The sequence below is a fragment of the Bradyrhizobium sp. SZCCHNR1043 genome (genome assembly GCF_032489675.1).
Taxonomy (GTDB): domain Bacteria; phylum Pseudomonadota; class Alphaproteobacteria; order Rhizobiales; family Xanthobacteraceae; genus Bradyrhizobium.
On the sequence record NZ_JAUEYN010000002.1, the window covers coordinates 1 to 19,941 of the forward strand.

The following is a 19,941-nucleotide window of genomic DNA, read 5'->3' on the forward strand; positions in this document are numbered from 1 at the left end:
CGAGGACGTGCCGGTGACGAAGGTGAAGGTGGTGCCGTTGACGACCAGCGTCTCACCGGAGGTGATGCCGGTGGCGAGGTTGTTCGACGCGGTGCCCGCCGTGCCCGACAGCTTGGTCGAGCCGGTGATCGCCACCGCGCTCGAGGTGTTGTCGTTGTTCACGACCGAGCCGGTCACAGCCGTCGAGCTGGAACCGAGCAGGTCAGTGGCGGTCGCGCCGGTCAGAGCCGCCGAGGTGACGCTGGACTTGGTGGAATAGCCCACGGAGCTCTGCAGCACCTGGTTGGCGATCGACTTGGCGCTGTCGACGAGCTTCTGCAGCGAGGTGATGCCGGTGTTGGCGGCCTGCAGCACCTGCACGCCGTTGCCGATGCCGTCGAGCAGATTGGAGATGTCGGAAGCGCGGTTGTCGAGACCCTGGGCGGTGAAGAAGTTGGTCGGATTGTCGAGCGCCGAGTTGACCTTCTTGCCCGTGGAGAGATTGTTCTGGGTGGCGGCGAGGAGCTGAGCCGTCGACTGAAGCGACAGCAGATTCTGGCGCACCGACGCCGAGAGGACGATACCTGACATTTTCATACCCTTCTGGTGTGAAATAAACCCCGATCCCTTCGAGATCAGGGTGCAGCCCAGGTCGATTTGAACGCCCCCGGACGACGGGCGTCACGGTGAATGGCAGTGGCTAACAAACGCTGAAGGGCTGTGGTGCGCAGCCGCCTCAATCAGCGGAACAGGCGCATCGGCGCGGCTCATTGCCGCGTCATCGCGCAAGAACGCCCTTTGAAAAGGCTCGTTGATTCAACAAACGCGCCCGTCGTTCACAACGCGTCAACCACCTTTGGAAAGGTTTCGACACGCGCGGCGACATTCTGCCGGCGGTCGTCATCGACCAGCGGACGACGCCGAGATGCGGTTTGCGCTCAGAGCGCCAGCGGCGGCGCATCGACCTCGATCAACGGCGTGAGACCGGCCGCGCGCTGGCGGCCGAACATGAGGACCGCCGCAATCAGCCGGTCGATGTCGCTCGTCCCGGTACGATGATTGACGATCGCGGCACGGATCGCCAGCCGTCCGTCGAGCATCGTGGTCGACGGCGCGGCGAGGCCGGATTCGTGGATGTCGGCGACGATCTCGCCGTTGAGCGCATCGGCATCGTCGACACGATAGCGGAAGCAGACGATGTTGAGATTGACCGGCGCCAGCAGCTCGAGCTCGGGCTCGGCGCGCACCCGCGCCTCCAGATGGCGCGCGAGCTCGCAGCTTCGCGCGATCACGGCGCCGAGCGCGTCCGTGCCGAACGTCCTCAGCGTGAACCAGGTCTTCAGCGCCCGGAAGCCGCGCGACAGATCAGGACCGAGATCGCAGGGCCACTCGGTGCCCGCCGCGAGACCACGGGTTTCGCGGCGCAGATAGGCGGCCGGCGAGGCGAAGGCGTCGCGATGCTTGGTGCCATCGCGCACCAGCAGGAAGCCCGCATCGTAGGGCACCTGCCCCCATTTGTGAAAATCCAGCGCAATCGAATCCGCCTGCTCGATGCCGGCGAGCTTCGGTGCGAGCTCCGCTGACAGCATCGCGAGCGCACCGAAGGCGCCGTCGACGTGAAACCAGAGCCCCTCGGCACGACAGAGCTCGGCAATATCAGCGAGGCCGTCGATGGCGCCGATATCGACGGTGCCCGCCGAGGCGACGACGAGAAACGGATGCAGTCCCGCGGCGCGATCGCGCGCGATCGCGGTCCGCAGCTCGCCGACGTCGACGCGATGTGCGGCATCCACCGCGATGCAGCCGAGCGCGTCGCTGCCCAGTCCGCAAATGTCCATCGCCTTGGCGATGCAGCCATGCGCGGCCCTCGAGGTGTAGGCGCGCAAGCGCCGGCCGTCGTCACCGAGGCCCAGCGTGCGAACCGACGCGCCGAGCGCGGAGCGGCGCGCCACCAGCACCGCCATCAGGTTCGCCATCGACGTGCCGGTGACGAAGATGCCGCTCGCGCTTGCCGGAAAGCCGAACAGCTGGCGCATCCAGTCGACGACCTGCCGCTCGATCTCGATCGGCGCGTGGTCGCGGCCGCCGAGATTGGCGTTCAGTCCGGCAGCCAGCATCTCGGCGAGCATGCCGACCACGGTGCCGCCGCCATGCACCCAGCCCATGAAGCCGGGATGCACGTTGCCGGTCGCGTAGGGAACGACGAGCTCGCCGAAATCGCGATAGACCTCGGCGAGATCCGTCGGCGCATGCGGCAGCGCGCTGCGAAAGCTCTGCCGCGTCGCAGGCGACATCGGCTGCCATACCGGCCGGTCGCGGATATCAGCGACATAGTCGATCATGTCATCGAGCATGCGATGACCGAGCGCGCGCATCTCGTCCCAATGTTGCGGATCGAGCGTCTCCGCCGTCCGCGATGCTGGATCGATGCGCAGCCCGGCGGTCACGCCGCCTGCTCCGCCCGCGACGCGGCGCGCTTGTCGATCATGGCCGCGAAGGCCGCGAAGATCTTCTGCATCTGCGGCGGCTTGTAGGGGAAGACCTCCGGCGAATCCATGTTGTGGACGACGGCCGTGTTGTCGGCCTCGAACACCAGCAGCGCGCCGTCCCTGGTCTCGGCGCAGTCGATAATGAAATAATCGAGGCCGACGCGCGCGGCGATCGCATCGAGCACGCTGCGGTGACGGCGGCCGAAGCCGATATCGAAGGTCTGCACGAAGGTCGCCTCTTCGAGGCGCTTGCTCTCGCTGCCGGCCATGTTGGCGTTGAGGTACCAGATGTCCCAGCGCCGCGCGATCGCCATGTGGCAGGCGTAGGCCGTGCCGTCGACGAACACGATGCGGTACTTGCGGAACTGGCCGTCCTCGCTGGCATAGTCGACGAAGCGCGAGACGAAGAACTCCTGCTCGTCGCGCTCGTCGAGATAGAGCGACAGCTCGAGCGGCTCATCGATCTTCTCGAGGCCGACGCCGGCATGCGAGCCGCGCGGCCGGACAATGACCGGGAAGGCGACCGAGTCGTCGACGTCCGTGATCCATTCGCGCTCGTCGGCGATCTCGATCAGACGCTCGCGGTCGACGGGGATGGTCGCCGGAATGGTGAGCCCGTCGATGCCGGCCAGCAGCGCATGCAGCTTGTCGCGATCGAGATGCCAGATCCGCTCCGGCGGATTCAGCAGCGGACGCGGCCAGCGCGCCGCCACGGCATCGATCTCGCGCAGCGCGTGCTGACAATCCTCGGAATCGGAGGCGATGACGATGGCGACGTCATGAGCGGGCAAAGGCGCCAGCAGGTCCGCGCCCGGAACGACATAGAGCAGCAGCAGCTCAATGTCGGTGTCCTCGAGCAGGAACTCGATCGGCGTGTTGCTGCCCATGTCGGTGGCCGCAGCGAGCGCGAGCACGCGCAGCCGCGGCGTCGCACTGTTGCAGGCAACGCGGTAGAGCTGCTGCGACTGCAGAACGTCGTACTGGATCGCGAGCCCGGACGATTTCTCGCCGATGAGCTGCGCGATCAGCGCGAGATCGAGCCCCTCGCCCGGCTCCGCGCGGCCGTCGAGCAGCTTGGCGAGCAAGGCGGCCCACATCGGTTTCAGGTCCTGGCCGTCGAAGGCGGCCTTGGCGAGCTTGGCCATGCCGATCCGGTCGGCATATCCTGCGCCGCTGGCCTCGGCCAGCGCGAGCAAATCAGTCGGCATTGCAGATGTCCCTGAGATCCTGGCTGCTCAGATCCGATACGAGCAGCTCTGTTTTGGCGACGATGTCGGCGACGCGGTCGATGTCGGAATCGAGATTGACCCGGGCGACGGTGACGTCAGCGCACCACGCGTCCGTCACCTGGCGCGCGCCGATGCACAGCCGCAGCGCGGCCGTCGGCGCCTCGCCCGCGCGTTCGATCCGCACCGGCTGGCCGATCAGGCACTGGCGCGCGGCAACCTCGGCCGCGCGTCCGCTGAAGCCGTTGCCGAGGTCGCGCTGCAGCGCGCGATACACCGCCTGCGTCTCACCGAGGCCGAGCGGACCGCCATCGCGCTGGAGCGCGAACGGGAAGATGGTGGGAAAGCCGAATTCGCCATCGCTCCCATCCTGCGCGGGGACGCGGGTGGTGATCGGACGCAGCACCGGCGACAGCATCAGTAGGCTTTCGATAGACTCGCCGAGCTGCCGGATCGCCATCCGACGGAACGTCTCAGGCACGGCGTGATACGCCGCGATCTCCGCCAGCGCGGCTTCCCAGCGCAGCCATTGGCCGATATTGGCGCGCGGCGCGGTGCGCGCGCGCAGATCCGTCCAGGCGAGCGGCCAATCGCTGCGATTGACGTAGTCGAACAGGCCGGGCGCGATCGGATGCCCGCTGCGCAGCGCAGCCGCTGCGGCCGCGGGCACCAGCAGCGCGCCGCTGAAGGCGGGGCCGCCGAAGAACTTCGAGCCCGTGACGAGCACCAGATGGCCGTGCTCGAGATGATCGCGCAGCCGCGCCGCGCCGAGCCGCATCTGGCAGGCATCGACGACGACCTGGACGCGCCCCGGCCAGCGCCGCGCCACCTCGTCCAGGCAGGCCATGTCCGGCGCGCGCCAGCCGAGCTTGGAGGAATCCATGACCTGCAGCAAGACGCTACGACCGTTCCGCACCAGCGCCTCGACGCTGTCGAGCACCTCGGCGTCGATATCAGCGCGCGGCTGCATCGATGCGCCGTCGAGCAGCGGCAGCGACACTGCGTCGCCCGAAAGCCCGTCGATCGGAGTGTTCATTCGCACCGCCAGACCGTTGGCCGTCCGCGTGCTGAAATGGTGTCCCCGGGCGCTCGTGGCGGTGCCGCTGCCGGTCTGGTCGCCGCCGACGACGATGCTCGTGACGGCCTCACCCAGCACCGCCCGCACCAGCGCCAGCGCATGCAGTTGCGAGTCGGTGCCGGACGGCGAGAACACGATGTCGACCTCGTCGGCAAGGCCGAGATATCCACGCAATTCGCAGCGCATCTCCTCGGTGCGCCGGTCGAGCGCCGCGTCGAGGCCGAGCGAGATCGCCGCATGCATCAGTTGCTCGCGCGCCAGCTCGACACGCGCATAGGCGCGTTCCGAAATCGGCGAGGCCGTGCTCGATGCGAAGCACAGCACATCGGGTTCGGGCGACGGCCCGCAGCCATAGACGTTGCGGCCCCAGGGGCGATCGAGCGCCAGGCGCGTGTCGCCGCCGTCGATCAGGAGATCGCCGAGCAAGGCAAACAGATCACGCAGTCCGGTCGCGGCGCCCTGCTCGCGCCGGTCGATCGGGGATGGCTGAGAGATGTGCGACTGGGTTGCCGCCGGGGTCATCACGCGGATCATCAGGCTGCGTCGGCCGCGGCAGCGGTAGGAACCGCCACCGCCGACGCGAATTGCGAGGCGACATTGCCGTGGAACACGGACGGACCAACATGATCGAGCCGGCTGTCGAGATCGGCCCAGATCTCACCGCCGAGATCGGTCCATCGCCTGCAGAACGCAAAATCCTCGCTGAGATAGGTGCCCGTCTCAGGATCGATCATGCATTCGAACAGCGCGAAGCGGTTCGGGCAGTCGGCCAGCGCGTCCTGCGAATGCTCGCGGAAGAACTGCAGCGGCGCGTAGGCCGGGTGCGCGATCATTGCCTCGACGACGCGGCGGCGGATCATCAGGAAGCCGGTGCCGGCATAGCGCACGCGGGTGAAGCCGTTGACCACCGCGACGTGGTCCGGATTGTCGATCTCCAGCACGTAATCGAGCGACGCCGCCGGCACGTCCATCCGGTTGTCGTTGATGGCGCGGCGTGCCTTGTTCCAATTGACCTTCTTGACCGGATAGACACCGGCGACCATGTCGCCGCCGGACTCGATCAGCCGGAACACCTGCCTTGGCGTGAAGCCGATATCCGCATCGACGAACAACAGATGCGTGGCCGAGGGATCATTGAGGAACAGGGTGACCAGATTCGCCCTCGCCCGGGTGATCAGCGCATCACCGTCGCGCATGTGGACGGTCAGGTCGACGTTCGAGGTGGCGCGCAACTCGCGCTGCAGGGCGAAGATCGAGCTCGCATAGATGCTCGACACCTGGCCGCCGAAGCATGGTGTCGCGATCACCAGGTGAATGCGCTCGTCGGTTCCGTCACTCACGTCCGCCTCCAGACAAAGAGGCTCTCGCCCCAGATCTGAACAAAAGCTAAAGAGCCGTGGTTAACGAAAACCTAACCGCCGCCCCCGGGGCGCTACAGATATTTCACGAGCGTGAGCTGGGCCAGCATCGCCGTCGTCTGGTAGGACGCCTGGAGGTTGGTCTGCAGCTGCAGGATCTGGCTCGCCACCTCCTGCTGCGAGATGCCCTCGGTCTGGTCGACCATGCTCTGCATCGCGGCCTTGGCCTGGGTCTGACGCGCCGTGGCGTCTTTCATCGTGGTCTGGGCGTTGGCGAAATCGGTCTGGATGTCCGAGATCGACTGCTGACCGAGCTGCGGCGTCAGGTTGGCGGCGATGCGCTGGCTGAGCGCGCCGATCTGCTGCGGCGCATTCGCTCCCGCCGGCGGCGTGTTGACGGCGGCGTAGACCGCGGTCTGCTGCACGAGGTTGCGGATCGCGAACTCGTTGCCCTGGGCGCCGAACTGAATGCTCTGCGCGGTGTCGATCCGGATGGTCGCGCTCGACCGCGCCGAGCCGGGACCGCTGTTGCCCGTGTACCAGGCGACGGTGTTGGCCGACCCGTTGACGAGGCTGGTCGCCGACCCCAGCGGCGAGCCGGAGACGCGCAACGGCGGCGTCGCCGCCGTCACCGTGCCGGAGAAGCCCAGCGCCGCGAAGGCACCCGCGTTCGAGCTCGACACCGAGAAGCTGGCGGCGGCGTCGGTGCGCAAGGTGATCACGCCGCCGCTGATCGTCGACGGCTTCGACGTGCCGCTGAGCGTGTCGATCTTAGACAGCAGCGTCTGCACGCTGTCGCCGACGTTGATCTGGTTGTTGCCGTTGGCGCCGGAGGCGACGAAGGTCAGCGTCTGCCCGTTGACGGTGATGGTATCGCCGGCGGTGAAATTGGTCGCGAGCGAGTCGCTATTTGCCGGGCCCGACAGCAGCGTCGCCCCGGTGATCGGCGCGGGCGTCGTAGCCTTGTTGTTGACGGCCGTTCCCGACACGGAGCTCGCCGTGTTGAAGAAGTTGTCGCCGGCGACGATTGCCGAGGCGGCGGTCAGCGAGGTGTTGGCCAGGGTCGACAGCGCCGTGTTGAGCGCCGCGTTGAGATTGGCGGAGGTGGCCGCCGGCGTCGCACCGATGGCGAACGTATTGGTCGGCGCCGGCGTCGTGGTCGACGCCGTCAGCTTGATCGATTCCGAGGTGCCGTCGGGCAGCTTGAAGGTGAAGCTGATCTGGTCGCCCGCATTCGGATTGCCCGCCGTGAGGTCGACCGAAATGCCCGCAGGCGAGCCGGACGGCCCGGTCACCGTGGCGTTGGTGAGCGACGAAGTCACGCCGCTCAGCTTGAAACCGAACGGCGAGCCGGCGACGTCCTCCGCCAGCGTGATCGGCATCGTGGCCGACGCCGAAAGGTTGAGACGCCCGAGACCGTTGAGCCCGAGATCGGCCTGCTGCCGCTCGGCGATGACCTGCTTCAGGCCTGCCTGCGTCGTGGTGCCGTTCAGGATGTCGTCGGCCGACGCGATCGCCGGCCGGTCGGTGGCGCTGCCGGAGAAAATGTAGCGATCGCCGACCTGGGTGTTGAGGATGCCAGTGATGGCCGACAGGTTGGACAGCGCCGTCAACTGTCCCGTGGTCTGGCCCGTGCTGGTCAGGTTCTGCGGCGTCGCCGAGGCGCCGCTCTGGACCTGGTCATGAATCTTGGACAGCGACTGCAGCGAGGTATTGACCGCGCCGATCACGGTATTGACGTGGGTCATCGTCAGCGTGAAGGCCGAGATGTTCGAGAGCTGCGCTCGCGCCGCGATCGCGAACCCCTCGTCGGGCCCCATGCCGGCGTAGTTGTTCGCCTTGACACCGCTCGAGAGCTGCGTGGAAAGGTCCGCGAGCTGGTTGGAGATGTTCCGCACGGACCGGCCGAGCAGGGAATTTCCGTAATTGACACTGCTGATCGACATCTTACACGCGCCTCACTAAAATGCCTGGAGCAGGCTCTGCATCATGCTTTGCACGACCGACATGATATGGGCGTTGGCCGCATAGGTGTTCTGGACCTGGATCAGGTTGGACATCTCGCTGTCCATGTTGACCCCCGCCGTGCTCTGGAACTTCTCCTTCAGCGTGCTGACCACGACGCTCTGGCCCTGGCTGAGCTGGGTCGCCAGCGTCGAGGCACTGCCCTGCTGGCTGACGAACTGCTGCAGATAGCCGGACACCGTGCCCTGGAACGGCTGCGCCGCCGAGCCAAGGCCGGTGGTTGGCGAGTAGCTGAAGGTCGCCGAGGTCAGCTGCGCGAACAGGAAGTCCGGCCGCGTCGGGTCGCCGGCCGCGGTCTGCGGCGAGGTCGAATAGGTCGACAGCTTGGTCGGATCGTTGAGCAGCGCCGGATTGACGTTGAGCCGCCCGGCGAGCCCCGTCATCTGCGAGCCGGTCGAGGTGATCGCGCCGGTGTACAGCGCGCCGCCATCGGTGAAGACCGGCAGTTGCGCGTTGCCGCTGGCGAGCGTCTGCATCGTGGTGGTGGCCGAGGCCGCCTTGACCGTCGCCTGGCTGGTGCCGTCATCGGTGATGCGCAGCGTGGTGCCGGATGGATTGGCAAACTGCAGATGCGCGCCACCGAGCGCGCTGTTGAGCTGCGACACCACCGAGGCCATGCCGAGCGAGAAGTCGACGCCGACATAGGACGGGTTGGCACCGGTGGCATTCCGCAGCGGCAGCGCCGCTGGATCGTTGACGTTGACGATCTTGACCTGGCGCTGGACGTTGCTCGAATCCGTGTAGGTCAGATTGATGGTATTGCCCGCCAGCAGCCCGGTGGTCGAGACGTCGAAGCCGGCCGGCGGACCGGTCACCGCGGTGCCCGCCGTGGTCTTGTCGGACAGCGCCGAGGCCATCGTCGCCGCGAGCTGGTCGACCTGGGTCTGCGCCTGCACCAGGGTCTGGTCGCGCAGCTTGAGATCGGCCGCGATCTGCCCCGAGTTCAGGAGATTGTTCGACACGACGTCGAGCGATACGCCATTCGACAGCTTGATGTTGAGCTGCCCGACGCCGGTCTTGGTCGGATCGCTGCTGTAGAGCGAGGTGGCGTCGAGCGTCCCCGGCGACGAGAAGGTGAACTCCGAGCTGAGGCCTGCGCCGACCAGCTGGATGCCGGAATTGGTGAACACGCTCGTGCCGTTGGTCGCATCCGAGACGACACGGATGTCGACGTATTTGGACAGCGTGTCGATGGCGTTGTCACGCTGGTCCTGCAACGTCGCCGACAGCGGGTCGGATGGGCTGAGCCCCTGCAGCTGCATGTTCAGCGTCGCGATCTGCTTGATCGCGGCATTCGCCTGCGTGACCGAATTGCCGATGTCCTGCTCCACATTGGTGCGCAGGGTCTGGATGCCCTTGGTGGTCGCGTTGAGCTGCAGCGCCACGCCCTGCGCCGCCGACAGCGCCACCGACTGCGCCGACTGGTTGCTCGGATTGTTCGACAGCGACTGCAGCGCCGTCGTGAAATTGTTCAGCGCCGTCTCGAGCGTGCCGCTGCCGCCGGGCGTACCGTACACGGTTTGCAGCTGACCCAGGATGTTGGCCATCTGATTGGCATAGGTCCCGCCCGAGGTCTCGGTGCGGAGCTGGTTCTGGACGAACAAATCGAGCTGACGGTTGACGCCCGTCGTCGTCACCGTCGAGCCGAAGCCGCCGCTGGCGACCTCGATCTGGTTCGGGTTCTGCGCGACATAGCCGGGCGTGTTCGCGTTGGCGACGTTCGAGGAGATGATCGAGAGCGCGGCCTGCGTCGAACGCAGGCCGGACATCGCGGTGGCGAGGGCAGAACTCAAACCCATGTTCGGTAGCCTTGTGTCAATTCAACTGCCACGTCTCAGCGCGATCAGCGCAGCACGTTCAGAAGATCCTGCACCATCGAATTGGCCGTCGTGATCACCTTGGTGTTGGCCGAATAGGCCTGCTGGGTCACGATCAGCTTGGTGAACTCGTCGGCGATGTCGGTGTTGGAGCCTTCCAGCGAGCCGCCCGAGATCTTGCCGGTCGCGCCGATGATGGCCTGGCCGGACTGGTCGGTCGCCTCATAGGCGCCGCCGTCGAGCGCCTTCAGGTAGTTGGTGCCGTTGAAGTGCGACAGCGTGACCTGCGCCAGGTTGATGGTCTGGCCGTTGGAGAAGGTGCCGGTGACGACGCCGCTGTTGTTGACGGCGACCGACTGCAGCTGGCCGGCGGCGAAGCCGTTCTGATTGATCTGGTTGATGGTCGCCGAGCCGATCGTGCTCGCATATTGTGTCAGCGCGCCCGAGGAGATGTTGAGGCTGACGGTGCCGAGCGTGGTGCCGTCGACCACGACGTTGGGAATGGAGATGTTGGAGGTCGTCGGCGACACCAGCGAGCCGTCGGAGGCGAACACGAAATTGGTGCCGACGTTCTGCCACGCCACCGTCGAGCCGGTCGCGTTCGAGTCGGTCTGGTAGAACAGGTTCCAGGTGTCCTTGTGGCCCGTGCCGAGCGTCGAGCTGTCGACCTTGCCCCAGCGCAGCTGCACGTTCACCGGCGTGCCCGACGAGTTGTAGGCCGTGACCGCGCCGCCCGAGATCGTCTCGTTGTTGAAGTTGGTGAGATCGTTGCCGATCACGATGCCGGTGCCGGGACTCGACGTGCGCGTCAGCGCCACGGGTGACGTGAGGCCGAGCGCGGTGAAACCTGGGGAGGCACTGCTCAAGTTCCAGTCCTCGCCGCTGCCGGAATGCAGCGTGATCTTGCCGGCGGTGATGGTCGGCTGCACGCCGGTGACGGTCGCGATCTTCGCCAACAGCGTGCCGACGGAGTCGCCGACATTGATCTGGGTACCCGAGGCGCCGGAGGCGACGAAGGTGAAGGTGACGACGTCGCCGGCGCTGCCGGTCAGGGTGATGGTGTCGCCGGCGGTGAAGTTGCTCGAGATCGAGTCGCCGCTGGCTCCGCTCAACAATGTCGAGGTCGTGATCTGCGCCGGGACCTTGTTCATGGCGGTGGCGCCGGTCACGGTGGAGTCGGCATAGAAGTTGGTGCCGACCGGCAGCGGCACGTTGGAGAGATCGGCCGAGTTGAGGCCGCCGGCCGCGACCAGCGTGCCGGTCGCAGCATTGCCGCTCGCTGCGGTCTTCGGCTGCGTCGGCAGGTTGGCGGCGTACTGGATCGCGGTGGTCGCCTGCGCCGGCACGAAGTTGTTGGCGAACTGCAGCACGGTCGGCACGTTGCCGGTGGCGTTGCCGGTCTTCGGATCGACCGCGACGCCCATCAGGTAATAGCCGGCGCCGTTGATCAGGTTGCCGTTGGCGTTGAGCTGGAAGTCGCCGCGGCGGGTGTAGTTGGTGACGCCGGTGAAGACCGGCACGTTGTCGACGACCGAGGAGGCCTTCTGCACGTTGAAGAAGCCGTCGCCGTTGATCGCCATGTTGGTGGCGACGGAGGACGTCGAGACGGTGCCCTGGGTGGTGATGGTGGCCTTGGCGAAGGCGGTGACGCCGCCGGCATTCTGGCGCGTGGGGTTGGTGGCGTTCGGGATGAGGTCTTCGAAGCTGGTGCCGATGCCCTTGTAGCCGACGGTCGACGCGTTCGCGATGTTACCGGAAATGTTCTGCAGCGCGAATGATTGAGCGGACAGACCGCTCACCGAAGTGTTCATCGCGTCGAAGATACCCATACCAATCTCTCCACTGTGATGCCGGTGGCGGGTCGGCCCGCACCGCGTTTCGTGGAGAGCTGTCGCAATCGCTGTGCCAGATGTGAAAATGCTGTTAAATCAGCAGGTTGGAAAATAGCAACGTAAAAAGAGCGGCGTCAAAACTGGTGAACAATTGCCGAGCCGGCAGTTCTTGCCGGGCCGGACGCGCCAAATCGCGCTCCGGCTCGACCGCTCGTCGCGGCTGCCGGCGCGTCCTGAAGACCCCCATCTGAGCCTTGAACGGACGGGCCGGACAATCCGGGCGCAAATTCCTGTCAGGTCGACGACGGATTTGCCGGGTGGAACGCGAGCGACAGCCCGTCCATGCAGTAGCGCAGGCCGGTCGGCTTGGGGCCGTCGTCGAACACGTGGCCGAGATGGCCGCCGCAGCGGCGGCAATGCACCTCGGTGCGGACCATGCCGTAGGTCTTGTCCTGGCGCGTCGCCACGGCATTGTCGAGCGGCTTGAAGAAGCTCGGCCAGCCGGTGCCGCTGTCGAACTTGGTGTCGGAGGAGAACAGCGGCAGGTCGCAGCCGGCGCAGGCGAAGGTGCCCTTGCGATGCTCCTTCAGCAGCGGGCTGGTCCAGGGCCGCTCGGTGCCCTCCTCGCGCAGGATCTCGTATTGCTGCGGCGTCAATTGCGCGCGCCACTCGGCCTCGGTCTTCTCGATCTCGAACTTCTCGGCGGCGCGGGCCGGCGCGGAACCGCCGAGCCAGCGCAGGGCAGCGAAGCCGAACAGGCCGGCGGCGGTGGTGAACATCAGACGGCGGTCGATCATGGACGTCTCCGTGCGGCGATGGGTTACCGGATCTACGGATGGGATCCCGCGAAGTTACGTCAGGCGCGGGCGCGACGGCTCACTTTCTTGCGAGGGGTCAGCCCTCCCCGGCGTCGGGACGGCGGTTCAGATCGGATGGCTGCGGCCGCAACGGCAGCCGCGAGCCGGGACGCTCGGCTGCCCGGCGCCGCGCTTCGGCCGCCCTGATCTCGCGCACACGCTCCTGCACGCGCACGCGCTCGCGGTGCCGCGCCAGCGTCCCGGCCGCGGCGGCGCGGCCACGGATCCAGAGATTGACCACGTGGCCGGCGACCCGGCCGCTGACGCCGCCGGCCCAAACCAGCTCGAACGGCGAGAACAGCTTCCAGCGGTCGTCGCCGGCGAGGATCGCTTGCGCGATCAGCTGCCCGGCCATCGCCGAGGTGTTGAGCCCCTGCCGGCCGAAGCCGCTCGCGACCCACAGCCCTTTGCGAAGCTGGCCGATCTGCGGCATGCCATGCACGGTCTGGCCGGTCACGCCGCCGAAGGTCTCGGCGATCTCGACGCGGCCGAGCTGCGGGAACACCGTCCGGATCCGGCGCTGCAACGCCGCGGCAAATCCGCTGGGCCGGGCGTCCCAGGTCGTTTCCGGGCTCGCCCACATCAGCCGGTCACCGTCGACGATACGAAAATGATCGATGCCGTCGGTATCGCTGACCGATCCCTGGAAAGCGACCGCCTCGGCGAGCCGCTCGCCGAGCGGCGCGGTGACGCCGCCATAACGCCACACCGGCAGCAGCGTATCGGACAGCTTCTGCAGCGGCGCGCCGAGATGGATGTTGCCGGCCAGCACGATATGCGAGGCCCGCATCCGCGCCGACGGCGTCACGATGCGCTTGCGCACGCCTGACGCATCGATGCTGACCACCGGCGTATCCTCGAAGATCCGCGCCCCGGCCCTGTGCGCAAGCCGCGCCAGGGCATGAACATACTTCCGGCCATCGAGCTGGAACGCCCGGGGGTAATGGACGCCATGGAAGTAGCGGTCGGTCTTGAGCTTGGTCCTGACGCGCTCGACCTGCCAGCCCTCAACCTCGGTGTCGAAATCCTCGTGCAGCATCTGCAGGCGGCGGATCAAGGCGTCGCCGGCATCGACATTGGAGACTTCGAGCGCGCCTTCGCTGAGCCCGATGCCCGGCATCGCCGCCTCGGTGGCCTGGGCGCGGATGAACTCGGCGCCGGACCAGGACAACGCCCACAGCGCCCGCGCATGCGCGAGCCCGACGCGCTCGATCAGGTCCGGCAGCGGCAGGTCGAACCCGGGCATGACCGTGCCGATCATGTGACCGGATGCGTTCCATCCGACTTGGCGACCTTCCAGCACCGCGACGCTCGCCCCCTGCCGGGCCGCGCACAACGCCACCGTCAAGCCGGCCAATCCCGCCCCGACCACACAGACGTCGACATCGAGGTCGAAATTCAACCTGGTGCGGCCGTGTGCACCTGCGGCATCGGCGTCATCGTTCATGCTTGTGGAAGTCTCGCTCATGGCGTTTTCTTAGCGAACCCTGCGGCGGACGTCATGACGCTTTTAATGGCGATAAAGAGACGTGGTAGAGGCTGACCCAGCCTGAACGATTCGAGACGGAATTCCATGCGCCGATTGATGCTGCTGCGCCACGCCAAGACCGAGACTGACGCGCCGACCGGCCGCGACCAGGACCGCCGTCTCGACGAGCGCGGGCACCAGGATGCCGCCATGATCGGCGATTTCATCGCCAGCCACCCGCCAGTGCCGGAGCTGGTGCTGGTCTCGACCGCGGTTCGGGCGCAGCAGACCTGGGACCTCGCGCTTGCGGCGATGAAGGACCGTGTCCCGGCCCCGCAGGTCGAGTCCGTTCCCGAGCTCTACGGCGCCGAGCCGATGCAGATCCTGTATCACATCCGCCTTGCGGCAGCGCACGATCCGAAGCAGCTCCTGCTCGTCGGGCACAATCCCGGCATGCACGAGCTGGCGCTGGCTCTGACCGGCGAGGGCGATTCCGAGGCCCGCCACGAGCTGATGCGCAACATGCCGACCGCGGGACTCGCGGTGCTCGATTTCGACACCGACGATTGGGGCGATGTGAGCTTCGCCCGCGGCAACCTGCTGAGGTTCATCACGCCGAAACTGCTCAAGCACGGCTCGGTCGATTGATAGGCAGGTCGGGGCCGGCGCGTAATGCCGGCGGAGAGAGAGGAGGACCTTCGATGTTCAACTCGATTCTGGTGCCGATCGATCTGGCCGACACCGACCTCGCCAAGCCGGCCATCGCCACCGCGGCCACGCTGGCGCAGACCTGGAGCGGCACGGTGCATCTGCTCAACGTGATGCCGATGACGCCGGTGATGCTCGCCGAATACGTCCCAGCCGATTTCGATGCGCAGCAGCGCGAGACCGCCGAGGAAGCGCTGTCGATCGTGGCGCGCGAATCCGGCATCCCGGCCGAGCGCATCAGCTACACGGTACGCCAGGGCGGCATCTATCACGAGATCCTCGAGGAGGCGGCCAAGGTCAACGCCGACCTGATCGTGATGACCTCGCACCGCCCGGCGATGCGCACCTACTTCCTCGGCAGCAACGCGGGGCACGTGGTGCGCTATGCCAAGTGCTCGGTGCTGGTAGTGAGGCCGTGAGGCGGCAGATCACCGGATCTTCGCATGTCGGACCGCTTTGACCGAGCCGTGAGTCAGACGGTCGGACCAGCTTCAGCCGCGCGAGCAAGCCAGAAGCTACGCTCGCCGTTCGCTGGCTCGCCAACCGAATGTGCGATCAATTCGAAACCATTGTCGCGAAGCAGCGCCGCGTACTCGGATGGATCGAGAGACGCATGATAGAGCGGATCGCCGCGATAGCACCCGATGGCTTCACCATGTGCGGGGCCTGCGTTGAACATCAGAATGCCGCCCGAAGCCGTGCAGGCCGCGAGGACTGGAAACATTCGCCGCTGGTCGTCGTGTCCGAGATGGAAGAAGCTGTCCCACGCCAGCACCCCGTCAAACCGCCTACCTAAGGTCAACGACCGCATGTCGGCGACGATCCATTCCTGATCCGGCATCCTCGTTCGGCAAAGTGCGATCATCGTCGGCGAGCTGTCCACGCCGGTGACGGAAAACCCCTGTCCGGAAATGTGCGCTGCGACGGGCGCACCGCCCCCGCAGCCCAGATCGAGCACGGCCGCGCCCGGTCGGAGACACGCAAGGAAGCGTTCGATGGGAGGCTTGTCAGTCCAGGCAGCCGCGCGACGGTCGGCGTCCCACGACAGCGCATGGTGCTCGTAGTGGGCGACAATACGGCCTGCACCTTGGTTCATGGAAACTCCGTAGCAGGGGCCAGATGCCCCATCTGGATGACCATCAAAGTCTGCCATGAGACCCGATGGACGCTGTTGTCATCGAAGTGCGAGCACGCGCCGAGTCGATCACGGCCACTCCGCGATGAAGCCCTTCGCCTTATAAGGTTCGATCTTGTCCCATTCGCTCAGCACGCGGCGGCGGAACTCCGGATGGGTGTGCCACGACTGCCGCGGTACGCCGAAGCTATCGACCGTCAGCAGCATCTTCTCGACTTCGGGCCAGTGCCGCTGCAGGGTCATCGCGTAGCGCCGCGCGGTCCAGCTGTTGCCGAGGCAGATCACGCTGCCGACATTGGCGAGGCCGAGCGCGGCGTCGATCACCGGCAGCGCGAGCGCGACGTTCTCGCCGGTATTCGTGGCGTGGTGCTCTTCGAGGATGCGCTCGGCCGGAATGCCGCGCCTCACCATGGCGGCCTTGATCAGCGTACACTCCGAAAGATCAGCGCCCGGCGTGATCCCGCCGCTGACGATGGCGTGGCGGAAGTAGCCCTGCTGCCACAGCTTCACCGCCGTCTCGGCACGCAGCTCCTCGTCGACGCGGGTCCCGAACACGAACAGGAGATCGGCCGGCCGCAGCGGCGTATCGGCGAAATGCCGCGCGTTGACCACGGCGATCTCGGCGTCATCCGGTCTGCGCAGCGCGCGATCCTGCATCGTTCTTCTCCCAACGTCGGCTCATCCTGGCATGACGCGGCGCTGTCGCGCGCTCACATTCGATGACCGGCGATGACGCCGCGTGATCACGGCAGCAGCGAGCCGGGAATATCCGTGAACGTGTAGCTGCGCGGCCTGTTGCGGGTGATGAAGCCGCCGACATACCAGGCGAACAGCGCGGCGAAGCCGATCAGGAACAACGCTCCCGACCATTCGGCGATGACGAGCGCACGCACCAGAAGCCCCGTCATCGCCACCGCGAACAGCGCGATCGCGGCGAGCGCGGCGCCATATGTGAAGCGGCCGAGGCCGGCCGTGAGCCGCGCGTTGCTGCCGCTCGAGGCGAGCCGCGCATGCAGGCCGAGGATGAAAGCACGATAGGCCTCGCTCTGCGGCGCCATCAGCGCCGCCGTCTGCCAGGAAGTCGAGATGATGCTCAGCCTGCGGCCATCGCGATGGGTGATGTCGGCACGAAAACGCTTCGCCTGCATCGACACCGGCCGGTAGGACAGCCGGATCGCGGCGATGTCGGCGTACGGCCACAGGCCGGTCCGGCCGGCGAACCGCCACGACAGGCCCTGCCCCGTGAGCTCGAACTGCTGCGCGGCGCCGATCAACGACGCCTTGTAGGCGTAGCGGATCGCGTCATGGCCTTCTGTGGTGATGTCCTGGGAAATGGATCGGTCCTGTTGCGCGTGGCGCGCGCCTTATCCTACAAACGGAGCATGAGCGAAACGATCTATTTTCCGCGCCACCTGATCCTGGCCGGAGCGATGGCCGCCGGCGTGCTGCTGGCGCTGGCCGTGCACATGCTCGGCGCCCGCTACGGGCTCGATCTCGGCGGCCTGTGGCAGACCGAGAGCGGCGCTTTCATGCCGGCGGGATCGGCGATCGCCTGGTGGCTGATCGCCACGGTCGGCTTCTCCTCGGGCTATTTCATCGCCAACATCATGCACAGCGCGGTGTCGGGCGAGATCCCGCAGCGGATGCGCAACTTCCTGGTCGTGGTCGGCGTACTGATGCTGGCCGGCATCGGCCAGGCGATCTCCGGCCCGAGCCCGGTGCCGTCGGCCTCGGGTGTGCTGGCCGGCCTCGCCGCGCTCTGCCTCGGTGCCCTGATGGCGTTCTGCGGCGCCAATTTCGCGTTGCGTAAGAGCTGACGCGCGGCATCCGGATGCGACGACGCCGCGCGGGATGTCCGCGCGGCGTTTTGTCTCATCGACTGGTGACGCGATCAGCTTGCGGCGCGCAGGTTGACGCCGCTCTCGGCGAGCTTGGTCAGCTTCATGTCGGTCGCCTTCTCCTCGTCGAGCGTCTTCTGCAGCACGGCGGCGCAGTCGCTGCGGCCAAGCTGCTTGGCCCAGGCGATCAGGCTGCCGTAGCGCGTGATCTCGTAGTGCTCGGCCGCCTGGGCGGCGTTGATCAGCGCTGCGTCCAGCACGGCCTTGTCGGTGACCTCGCCCGCGACCTCCTCGGCCTCCTCGATGATGCCGTCGATCGCCGGACAGTCGACCGCCTTGGCCGCGATGCCGTGCATCTTGAACACCTGCTCGAGACGCGTCACATGCGTCTTCGTCTCATCGAGATGGGTCAGAAAACCCTGCTTGAGCTTCCGATCCGTCGCCTTGTCCGCCATCTTTGGCAGCGCTTTGACGAGCTGGTTCTCGGCGTAATAGATGTCCTGCAGCTGATGAACGAACAAATCGTTCATCGTCTTGATGTCCTTGGTGAACAGTCCCATTTGCCTCATGTCCTCTTGGTTCGGGAACATGGCAGGTCCCTCCCCGACCGATCGTCGCCATGTTCGCTGTGCCCGCGGGGCGCTAACCGGCGGCCACGGCGGTTGTTCCGGCGCAACCGGCCCTGCCGGCCGGAACCGGTCGCAGAGGGCCAGGTTTGCTCGTGAACCGCGCGCGTAACCAATTGGACCGAACTGAGGCGGTCGCCAGCCATGTGACTGAAGTGTGACAGACCCGCGCCGCATGGGTCGGAGCTGAGCTGTGTCAAGGACTGCACAAGGCGCGCATTTTAGCATAAGGAACAGGCTGTCACGAATTGCCCGCCTCCATCGACCAATGGTTTCGCCTCTTTTCCAAGAACTGGTACCGCCCCGCCGGGAGGATGAATGCAGCGCCTGCTGACCACGCTCTCGCGTGGCTTCAAGAAATGGATCGGCTGGAAGCGGCTGGGGATTGCAGCGAGCCTTGCGATCATCGCCTTCGCGATCACGACGCTCGTGCGCACGCTCAAGGGCGTCGATGCCGGTGTCATCCTGACGGCGCTCACCGAAATCCCGCTCGGTCACATCGCGCTCGCGGCCTTGTGTGTGATCGGCGCGTTCTGCACGCTGACCTTCTATGACTATTTTGCACTGCGAACGATTGGCAAGAAACACGTCCCCTATCGCATCGCAGCGATGAGCGCCTTCACCAGCTATTCGATCGGCCACAACATCGGTGCCACCGTCTTCACCGGGGGCGCGATCCGGTTCCGGATCTATTCGGACTACGGCCTGTCCGCGATCGACGTCGCCAAGATCTGCTTCCTGTCGGGCCTGACCTTCTGGCTCGGCAACCTGTTCGTGCTCGGCATCGGCATGACCCTGCATCCGGCGGCCGCCACCGCGATGGACCAGTTACCCCCGGCGATGAACCAGTTGATCGCGATCGGCATCCTCGGCGCGATCTTCGCCTATCTCGGCTGGCTGACCGCCGGCAAGAACCGCCGGCAGCTCGGCCAGAACGGCTGGAAGGTGGTGCTGCCTTCGGCGCAGCTCACGCTGGTGCAGATCCTGATCGGCGTCGTCGACCTCGGCTTCTGCGCGCTGGCGATGTACCTGCTCGTCCCCGCCGATCCTCCGATCGACTTCCTGTCGCTGTCGGTGGTGTTCATCCTCGCCACCCTGCTCGGCTTTGCCAGCCATGCGCCTGGCAGCATCGGCGTGTTCGATGCCGCGATGCTGGTGGCGCTGCCGCAGTTCGGCCGCGAGCAGCTCTTGGCCACCCTGCTCGTCTTCCGCGTGCTCTATTTCGTGATCCCCTTCGCCATCGCGATCTCGATCATGGGCATCAGGGAGCTCTGGATGAACGTCGTCAAGCCGTGGCAGGAGCGGCGCCGGCTGAACGCCGCCTGCGAGGACGAGGTCGCCGCCAAGCGCGCCGCGGCCGCAGCACCCGCTGCGGTTCCCCAGCGCATCAAGCGCCACTCCCAGCGCTGAGCAGCAATTCTCTCGCGGACGATGCGACGGTTCGATCCTCGACCGGTTGAACTCGCGTGCGGTCCTCTTATTTCCGCCCCATCGCTGACGTGAAT

General features: G+C 66.4%; 17 protein-coding genes and 1 pseudogene. 4 read left to right on the forward strand and 14 right to left on the reverse strand.

All coding sequences use genetic code 11. The features are described 5' to 3' along the window. From QX039_RS02665 to QX039_RS02710, 10 genes and pseudogenes are all read right to left on the reverse strand, one after another. Positions 1–570, reverse strand: a pseudogene (locus QX039_RS02665) (flagellar protein); the annotation flags it as partial. A gap of 347 nt (positions 571–917) precedes the next feature. Next, on the reverse strand, positions 918–2,354 hold the full coding sequence (locus QX039_RS02670) for an aspartate aminotransferase family protein (protein ID WP_315774106.1): 1,437 nt from the start codon (positions 2,352–2,354) through the stop codon (positions 918–920). Between the two features lie 68 nt (positions 2,355–2,422). Beyond that, the gene (locus QX039_RS02675) at positions 2,423–3,613 is read right to left on the reverse strand and encodes a hypothetical protein (protein WP_315774108.1); all 1,191 of its coding nucleotides are present in this window, start codon (positions 3,611–3,613) and stop codon (positions 2,423–2,425) included. Positions 3,614–3,665: 52 nt separating this feature from the next. Beyond that, positions 3,666–5,294, reverse strand: a complete 1,629-nt coding sequence (locus tag QX039_RS02680) for a hypothetical protein (RefSeq protein ID WP_315774076.1) — start codon at positions 5,292–5,294, stop codon at positions 3,666–3,668. An 11-nt stretch (positions 5,295–5,305) separates the two neighbouring features. Next, the gene (locus tag QX039_RS02685) at positions 5,306–6,112 is read right to left on the reverse strand and encodes a hypothetical protein (protein WP_315774078.1); all 807 of its coding nucleotides are present in this window, start codon (positions 6,110–6,112) and stop codon (positions 5,306–5,308) included. A 92-nt stretch (positions 6,113–6,204) separates the two neighbouring features. Next, positions 6,205–8,076 carry a flagellar protein gene (locus tag QX039_RS02690; protein ID WP_315774079.1) on the reverse strand — a complete coding sequence of 624 codons (1,872 nt, stop codon included), beginning with the start codon at positions 8,074–8,076 and terminating at the stop codon, positions 6,205–6,207. Positions 8,077–8,091: 15 nt separating this feature from the next. Beyond that, positions 8,092–9,954 carry a flagellar hook-associated protein FlgK gene (gene flgK, locus QX039_RS02695; protein ID WP_315774081.1) on the reverse strand — a complete coding sequence of 621 codons (1,863 nt, stop codon included), beginning with the start codon at positions 9,952–9,954 and terminating at the stop codon, positions 8,092–8,094. A gap of 44 nt (positions 9,955–9,998) precedes the next feature. Continuing rightward, complete coding sequence (locus QX039_RS02700) at positions 9,999–11,801, reverse strand: flagellar hook-basal body complex protein (protein WP_315738803.1); 1,803 nt, start codon at positions 11,799–11,801, stop codon at positions 9,999–10,001. A 296-nt stretch (positions 11,802–12,097) separates the two neighbouring features. Then, positions 12,098–12,601 carry a peptide-methionine (R)-S-oxide reductase MsrB gene (gene msrB / locus QX039_RS02705; protein ID WP_315738804.1) on the reverse strand — a complete coding sequence of 168 codons (504 nt, stop codon included), beginning with the start codon at positions 12,599–12,601 and terminating at the stop codon, positions 12,098–12,100. 97 nt (positions 12,602–12,698) lie between these two features. Next, positions 12,699–14,129 (reverse strand): FAD-binding oxidoreductase, encoded by a 1,431-nt coding sequence (locus QX039_RS02710; RefSeq protein WP_315738805.1) that lies wholly within the window; start codon positions 14,127–14,129, stop codon positions 12,699–12,701. Between the two features lie 105 nt (positions 14,130–14,234). Between QX039_RS02710 and QX039_RS02715 the strand changes: the two genes are divergently transcribed. Both QX039_RS02715 and QX039_RS02720 read left to right on the forward strand, forming a co-directional pair. After that, positions 14,235–14,777: a histidine phosphatase family protein gene (locus QX039_RS02715; protein ID WP_315738806.1), complete on the forward strand. Its 543-nt coding sequence runs from the start codon at positions 14,235–14,237 to the stop codon at positions 14,775–14,777. Between the two features lie 53 nt (positions 14,778–14,830). After that, the gene (locus QX039_RS02720) at positions 14,831–15,256 is read left to right on the forward strand and encodes a universal stress protein (protein ID WP_315712676.1); all 426 of its coding nucleotides are present in this window, start codon (positions 14,831–14,833) and stop codon (positions 15,254–15,256) included. 53 nt (positions 15,257–15,309) lie between these two features. Here the strand turns inward: QX039_RS02720 and QX039_RS02725 are convergent, their stop codons facing one another. From QX039_RS02725 to QX039_RS02735, 3 genes are all read right to left on the reverse strand, one after another. Next, on the reverse strand, positions 15,310–15,933 hold the full coding sequence (locus QX039_RS02725; protein ID WP_315738808.1) for a class I SAM-dependent methyltransferase: 624 nt from the start codon (positions 15,931–15,933) through the stop codon (positions 15,310–15,312). Positions 15,934–16,041: 108 nt separating this feature from the next. Next, the gene (locus QX039_RS02730; RefSeq protein ID WP_315738810.1) at positions 16,042–16,629 is read right to left on the reverse strand and encodes a YdcF family protein; all 588 of its coding nucleotides are present in this window, start codon (positions 16,627–16,629) and stop codon (positions 16,042–16,044) included. Positions 16,630–16,715: 86 nt separating this feature from the next. Then, entirely contained in the window at positions 16,716–17,246 is a 531-nt protein-coding gene (locus tag QX039_RS02735) for a hypothetical protein (RefSeq protein WP_315738811.1), read from the reverse strand. Between the two features lie 108 nt (positions 17,247–17,354). Here QX039_RS02735 and QX039_RS02740 point away from each other — a divergent pair, with 108 nt between their 5' ends. Beyond that, positions 17,355–17,789 carry a hypothetical protein gene (locus QX039_RS02740; RefSeq protein ID WP_315738812.1) on the forward strand — a complete coding sequence of 145 codons (435 nt, stop codon included), beginning with the start codon at positions 17,355–17,357 and terminating at the stop codon, positions 17,787–17,789. Between the two features lie 74 nt (positions 17,790–17,863). Here the strand turns inward: QX039_RS02740 and QX039_RS02745 are convergent, their stop codons facing one another. Then, on the reverse strand, positions 17,864–18,370 hold the full coding sequence (locus QX039_RS02745; protein ID WP_315738813.1) for a ferritin-like domain-containing protein: 507 nt from the start codon (positions 18,368–18,370) through the stop codon (positions 17,864–17,866). Between the two features lie 384 nt (positions 18,371–18,754). Between QX039_RS02745 and QX039_RS02750 the strand changes: the two genes are divergently transcribed. After that, complete coding sequence (locus tag QX039_RS02750) at positions 18,755–19,846, forward strand: YbhN family protein (protein ID WP_315738814.1); 1,092 nt, start codon at positions 18,755–18,757, stop codon at positions 19,844–19,846. The last annotated feature ends 95 nt before the right edge of the window (positions 19,847–19,941 follow it).

Excerpts from the sequence above, each read along its gene's own strand:
- QX039_RS02670 (WP_315774106.1), bottom strand. The coding sequence starts at position 2,354 with ATGCGCGCGCTCGGTCATCGCATGCTCGATGACATGATCGACTATGTC.
- QX039_RS02675 (WP_315774108.1), bottom strand. The coding sequence starts at position 3,613 with ATGGCCAAGCTCGCCAAGGCCGCCTTCGACGGCCAGGACCTGAAACCG.
- QX039_RS02680 (WP_315774076.1), bottom strand. The coding sequence starts at position 5,294 with ATGACCCCGGCGGCAACCCAGTCGCACATCTCTCAGCCATCCCCGATC.
- QX039_RS02690 (WP_315774079.1), bottom strand. The coding sequence starts at position 8,076 with ATGTCGATCAGCAGTGTCAATTACGGAAATTCCCTGCTCGGCCGGTCC.
- flgK (WP_315774081.1), bottom strand. The coding sequence starts at position 9,954 with ATGGGTTTGAGTTCTGCCCTCGCCACCGCGATGTCCGGCCTGCGTTCG.
- QX039_RS02700 (WP_315738803.1), bottom strand. The coding sequence starts at position 11,801 with ATGGGTATCTTCGACGCGATGAACACTTCGGTGAGCGGTCTGTCCGCT.
- msrB (WP_315738804.1), bottom strand. The coding sequence starts at position 12,601 with ATGATCGACCGCCGTCTGATGTTCACCACCGCCGCCGGCCTGTTCGGC.
- QX039_RS02710 (WP_315738805.1), bottom strand. The coding sequence starts at position 14,129 with ATGAGCGAGACTTCCACAAGCATGAACGATGACGCCGATGCCGCAGGT.
- QX039_RS02715 (WP_315738806.1), top strand. The coding sequence starts at position 14,235 with ATGCGCCGATTGATGCTGCTGCGCCACGCCAAGACCGAGACTGACGCG.
- QX039_RS02720 (WP_315712676.1), top strand. The coding sequence starts at position 14,831 with ATGTTCAACTCGATTCTGGTGCCGATCGATCTGGCCGACACCGACCTC.
- QX039_RS02725 (WP_315738808.1), bottom strand. The coding sequence starts at position 15,933 with ATGAACCAAGGTGCAGGCCGTATTGTCGCCCACTACGAGCACCATGCG.
- QX039_RS02730 (WP_315738810.1), bottom strand. The coding sequence starts at position 16,629 with ATGCAGGATCGCGCGCTGCGCAGACCGGATGACGCCGAGATCGCCGTG.
- QX039_RS02740 (WP_315738812.1), top strand. The coding sequence starts at position 17,355 with ATGAGCGAAACGATCTATTTTCCGCGCCACCTGATCCTGGCCGGAGCG.
- QX039_RS02745 (WP_315738813.1), bottom strand. The coding sequence starts at position 18,370 with ATGGGACTGTTCACCAAGGACATCAAGACGATGAACGATTTGTTCGTT.
- QX039_RS02750 (WP_315738814.1), top strand. The coding sequence starts at position 18,755 with ATGCAGCGCCTGCTGACCACGCTCTCGCGTGGCTTCAAGAAATGGATC.